The 4,496-nt window shown below is 42.2% G+C and carries 8 protein-coding genes; all 8 read right to left on the minus strand.

The features are described from left to right. Positions 1-82, minus strand: an 82-nt coding sequence (locus AYJ55_RS34080) for an Rpn family recombination-promoting nuclease/putative transposase (protein ID WP_245677544.1), incomplete at its 3' end; no start/stop codon positions are given. 7 nt (positions 83-89) lie between these two features. Further along, positions 90-251: an Rpn family recombination-promoting nuclease/putative transposase gene (locus AYJ55_RS34085; RefSeq protein ID WP_245677543.1), complete on the minus strand. Its 162-nt coding sequence runs from the start codon at positions 249-251 to the stop codon at positions 90-92. 111 nt (positions 252-362) lie between these two features. Next, positions 363-1,538: a recombinase RecT gene (locus AYJ55_RS22600; RefSeq protein ID WP_063657590.1), complete on the minus strand. Its 1,176-nt coding sequence runs from the start codon at positions 1,536-1,538 to the stop codon at positions 363-365. A 19-nt stretch (positions 1,539-1,557) separates the two neighbouring features. Beyond that, positions 1,558-2,610, minus strand: coding sequence for a PD-(D/E)XK nuclease-like domain-containing protein (locus AYJ55_RS22605; protein ID WP_063658007.1), 1,053 nt, complete (start codon positions 2,608-2,610; stop codon positions 1,558-1,560). A 56-nt stretch (positions 2,611-2,666) separates the two neighbouring features. Next, positions 2,667-2,966 (minus strand): hypothetical protein, encoded by a 300-nt coding sequence (locus AYJ55_RS22610; protein WP_162505834.1) that lies wholly within the window; start codon positions 2,964-2,966, stop codon positions 2,667-2,669. Further along, positions 2,929-3,108, minus strand: a complete 180-nt coding sequence (locus AYJ55_RS22615; protein ID WP_063658011.1) for a hypothetical protein — start codon at positions 3,106-3,108, stop codon at positions 2,929-2,931. Before AYJ55_RS22615 ends, AYJ55_RS22610 begins: the two co-directional genes overlap by 38 nt. Positions 3,109-3,310: 202 nt before the next feature. After that, a complete protein-coding gene (locus AYJ55_RS22620) occupies positions 3,311-3,730 on the minus strand; it encodes a helix-turn-helix domain-containing protein (RefSeq protein ID WP_063657759.1) in 420 nt (139 codons plus the stop codon). 462 nt (positions 3,731-4,192) lie between these two features. Continuing rightward, positions 4,193-4,384 carry a hypothetical protein gene (locus AYJ55_RS22625; RefSeq protein ID WP_063657704.1) on the minus strand — a complete coding sequence of 64 codons (192 nt, stop codon included), beginning with the start codon at positions 4,382-4,384 and terminating at the stop codon, positions 4,193-4,195. Positions 4,385-4,496: the final 112 nt, after the last annotated feature.

Below are 4,496 nucleotides of genomic sequence, written 5' to 3' on the forward strand. Positions count from 1 at the left end.
GGTGTTCAATCAGCAGATAGAGATAACCTTGTCCCTTTTCTGTTTTGACAGAATACAGGATATCACTCTGGTAGTTTTTCATCTCACTATCAACAAGATGAGCCAGATTCCACTTTGAGGCTATCTAAGTCACACAGTGCCTTAATCTCATCCGGTAGCCAGATATTCAAAGAAATCTTTAGCGGTCTCTTTTCACTTAAAAACTGCTTAAATACCGCATCATGGGGCGTTGGGGTGAATTTTTTACTCATCGGATATCTTCAATAATTGCTCGCGTCAGATTGAATTATGGCAAACAAACCCGCTATATTAATCATTACATTTAAGACATCATAATCCAGCTTTAGCAATAACGCCCCTATTTACCTCAGGGGCATTTTTACTTTAATGACTCGGACTAAATCGGTAAGGACTCGGTTTTCCAATACTGCGCCCACCTCTTTGGCTTTTTTCTCAGCCTCGAAAAATCCGTGGACTATTTCACCATCTCGAAATCGCCAAGCGTCACCCGTACCGTTTGCCAGTCTTGCCATCCAAACATTGCTATCTTTGTTGGTTGGAATTAACCGCTTTTTGCTAGTCTTAATCTTTTCACGAAGCTGTATTTTTTCGTCCTCAGACAACTCAGCGGACAACAGGGTACAATGCTCAACGATTTCAGCAAGGTTTTTTTCGTCGGTGGCATCGTCGAGGGCGATTAATACGGCGTCCAATTTTGGATTAGTTGCTGGTTGTACATCTGTCGCCGTTTCTTCTTTTTGACGTAGTTTTTCGTTTCGCTCACGGATAATATCCCTCATCGATAGCCGTTTAAACGAAGTAGGAGCCATTCTGAGCGGTTTTTCTGTTGAATTTGCATCTTCGTATACCCCAAACATCGAAAATAGTTCAGAGGCGCAAGGAAGCCGTCTAGCGAGGCGATGAATCACTGTCTTGAGTGCCATTCTGTCGAACCACTTCACCCAAGGGCTTGTGTAGTCTTTTGCGCTTTTCACTGTATCGCGTATCTTTTCCACGTCAGCGCGACTCATCACTTCAACAACCAGTTCACCGCTATTGAGTTTGGCGAAGGCATAGACTTTTACTACCTCATCACCATCAAAAAACGCTGGACGGTGGGTTAAATGCTCGCCGTTTTCATCAATCACATATTCAAACTCATCTTGTGAATAGACAACCTTTGCAATGATATTGGCTACCTGACCGGATTGACGGGCACGTTTCATAACACCGTCCACCATCGGCATGTAGACGGCTTTTTTCACAAATTGATTATTGACTTTGGTACTACGGACAATCAGAGCAGCTTCTCGTCCGTCAGGCATAAGTCCGTCTTTGGCGCAACGGGTTAAGGCCAGCACCAGTGATTGCTTATCGGCTTTTTGCAAATCCGCATTTTCAATCAATGCGGTTGCGGCGGTTCGGGTGAACTGCTCAGGCGTAACCTGAGCAGGTAACAGGGCTGCTATGCCTTGCTGCGTAATGACCGATTGCAAATTGGCATAGACGTTGTTCATGGTTTCCAGTCCGGTATTCATGCTACACCCTCTTCCATCATCAAAGCTCTCTGCGTTTTCTATCCGCCTGTTTTGCCCAGAAAGGACGGGATATTTTGACTATTGGGTAGGTTTCTATGACGCTTTCTAGCATATCAATCACACGATTTACTTCGTATACGCCCTGCTCGCTATCTTCGTCGTCGGGTTCACAAAGTTTCACAGGAAAACGCCCATAAGCTGGGTTTTTGCCAATTGCACAGAAAGTGAAAGCTATCGCTTGACCAAATACCTGATTAGCAATCAGACGGTAAAATTCCGCTTGTATGTGATAACCAAACTCATCAACAGATTTCCCAAAACCTTGAAAATTGTCAGTCGTTTTCACATCCAACAAGAAAGGCTTATCTGAATAGATTCCCAACAAATCAGGACGAATTTTCAATAGCGTCCCCTTTTCCGTGCGATAGAAAATTGAAACCTCTGGTTCGCCGTTTTCGAGTAGCTCTTCAACCATTGGGTAAGCCAGCGCAGAATCACGCATCAATTGGATTGCCTCAAATTCCTCCTTTTTTAAAACAACCCTTGCCAATGTTAGATTTTTTTTCTCAAAATCGGATAGCGTTTTTTTGCCATCCTTTGTACGCAAATCCAGCTCAGGTGCAGAAACATATCTTAGCGGAAATTTCTCCGGCTCAAGAATAGCCGTATGTACCGCATCACCAATCAAAAACGCTCTTGTTTTTCCTTCCTGAACGGGTGCGTCCTTGTCCCAATCCAGCACAGCTATTGTCTCTGCCTTTTGCACCAACCTAATTTGCGTACTCGAATAACCGTTTGCCGCGTGATAGGTGCTATTTGACAAACGGCGAACAATCAAGTTCTCTGTGGGTTTCAACGCATCCACACAGCCGTTCAACATCTCAAGCGTGATATTTTCACCGCTCATGATTTTTCCGTTAACGGGAGGAAAAGCAGAGAAGATAGAGTTGTCGTCTATGTTTGTGACTTTTGAGTTAATTAATTGTTGCCCTTCTGTGTAATTATTAACCAATTCTTCAGGTACTATATTCGCCTCGCTTTTTTCCGCTTCTCCCACGTTTTCCACAGACATAACGACAGATTTAGTGGATAACTCATTATTTTTTCCACACTCAAAAAGATGAATCGCTATTTCCTTGATTTCGCTAAAGAGATAGTTTTGTCTGCTTCCTGTATTTTCACAGACAACAATTCACGAAGATTGGTATATTGCTCAAAAATCTCTGGCTCTTCTGATGGATTGGCCAACAAATCCTCCGCATCGCGAATCTCGCCTTCGTCGTATTCTTCCTGAACCCCAAATATCGTGAGTAAAGCGCAAAACTGGTCTATGCCCTGTTTTTCGATAATATCCGTCTGTTTTTCGGTATTAGCGAGATACTCTTCAACGCTAATTTCTTCCAATCTGGCGATTTGTAAAAACAGCAATTTGCGCCGTCAGTCTCAAAGATATGTTGAGAGGCCAATTTCTTGCAGCTATTTTCGTTTCAGACGCAAGATAGATGAAATTTGTTGTCTTACCCTTCTCGTGGTCAACGTTAGTGATGATGGTTGCTTTGAAGTATTTCATGCCGCACCCCCAACTCGCTGGAGAATTCGGGCACGCTGACGACGGGTTAAATTGCGTGAGGTTCGAGCGAATAACTCGATGATTTGATTCGGTGCTTCACAGACAGCACACGGAAGGTAGACTTTTTCATTAGCCTTACTCCTATTCATACTAGGTTTAGGGTTAGCTGGTAGTAAGAGGGGAAAACTCTTGCTATCAGCGATTACTCATCAATATTTATTGATTGAAGCATTTCTTTTGTAATTTTTTCATTTTCACTTTTTGAAAGTAAAATGGGTCCCTCAAATTTGCAATACGCTTTATTTGTTCTCCACGACTTCCATACGACATGTGGATTGAGTATATAAACATTTGTTTGACCAGATTTTAGAACATTAACAAAACCATCATTTTTCAAAACACTTATAGCTCTAGATACTGTAGCTCTACTTTTTTTTGTTACTTCCTCTAAAACTTTAGAGGAGCAAACTACAGCGTTTTTTCTGTTCATAAACTGACTTAAAAATAAAAAAATTTCGGCGGCAACTGGGTTACTCTGAACCAACGCCCTAACAGCATTAATGTTAGACTCCGCAAGCTGTATAAAAGGCGGATTTTTTCGCTCAGCTAGTATTTGCGACATATGCGAATCACCTGTGAAGAAATCTATTAATTTATGATACACCATGTTTCATAAATTACAAGCAATAATCACGATATTATTTTTATACCTCATGGTATGATGCATAACTGTCTCACCACATGATACATATGAATAAAAAAATCATTTAAAAACAACATAGTAAAATTACCCGTTTCTTATGTCTTTCACCACGGAGTTTCAGGCTTACTTTATATTTCAAGATGATCTTCCGCTTCCTCGTCGACGGTGTTCGGTGCTCGCAAGCTGCGCTCCGCCTCAACGTCTCCTGCGGTGAGCGGACTGAGTTAAGGAAAAACCGGATTTTCTTTAAAAAAAAACCAAAAAATCTTTTTAAAATTTAACGCCCACCGCTCGCCACAGCCAAGTGACCGAGCAACGCGAGCGAACGGGCGAGGAAGCGGAAGATAACCGGAAATTAAAGGGAACACAGTCACGCGAAAATCACAAAATACTAATTTCTTCCAATCTGGGCGATTTGTAAAAACAGCAATTTGCGCCGTCAGTCTCAAAGATATGTTGAGAAGCCAATTTCTTGGCAGCTATTTTCATCTCAGAGGAAAGATAGATGAAATTTGTTGTCTTACCCTTCTCGTGGTCAACGTTAGTGATGATAGTTGCTTTGAAGTATTTCATGCCGCACCCCCAACTCGCTGGAGAATTCGGGCACGCTGACGACGGTTAAATTGCGTGAGGTTCGAACGGAATAACTCGATGATTTGATTTTGCGCTTCAATTACGCGCACAC

The sequence above is a fragment of the Candidatus Arsenophonus triatominarum genome (assembly GCF_001640365.1).
Classification (GTDB): Bacteria; Pseudomonadota; Gammaproteobacteria; order Enterobacterales; family Enterobacteriaceae; genus Arsenophonus; species Arsenophonus triatominarum.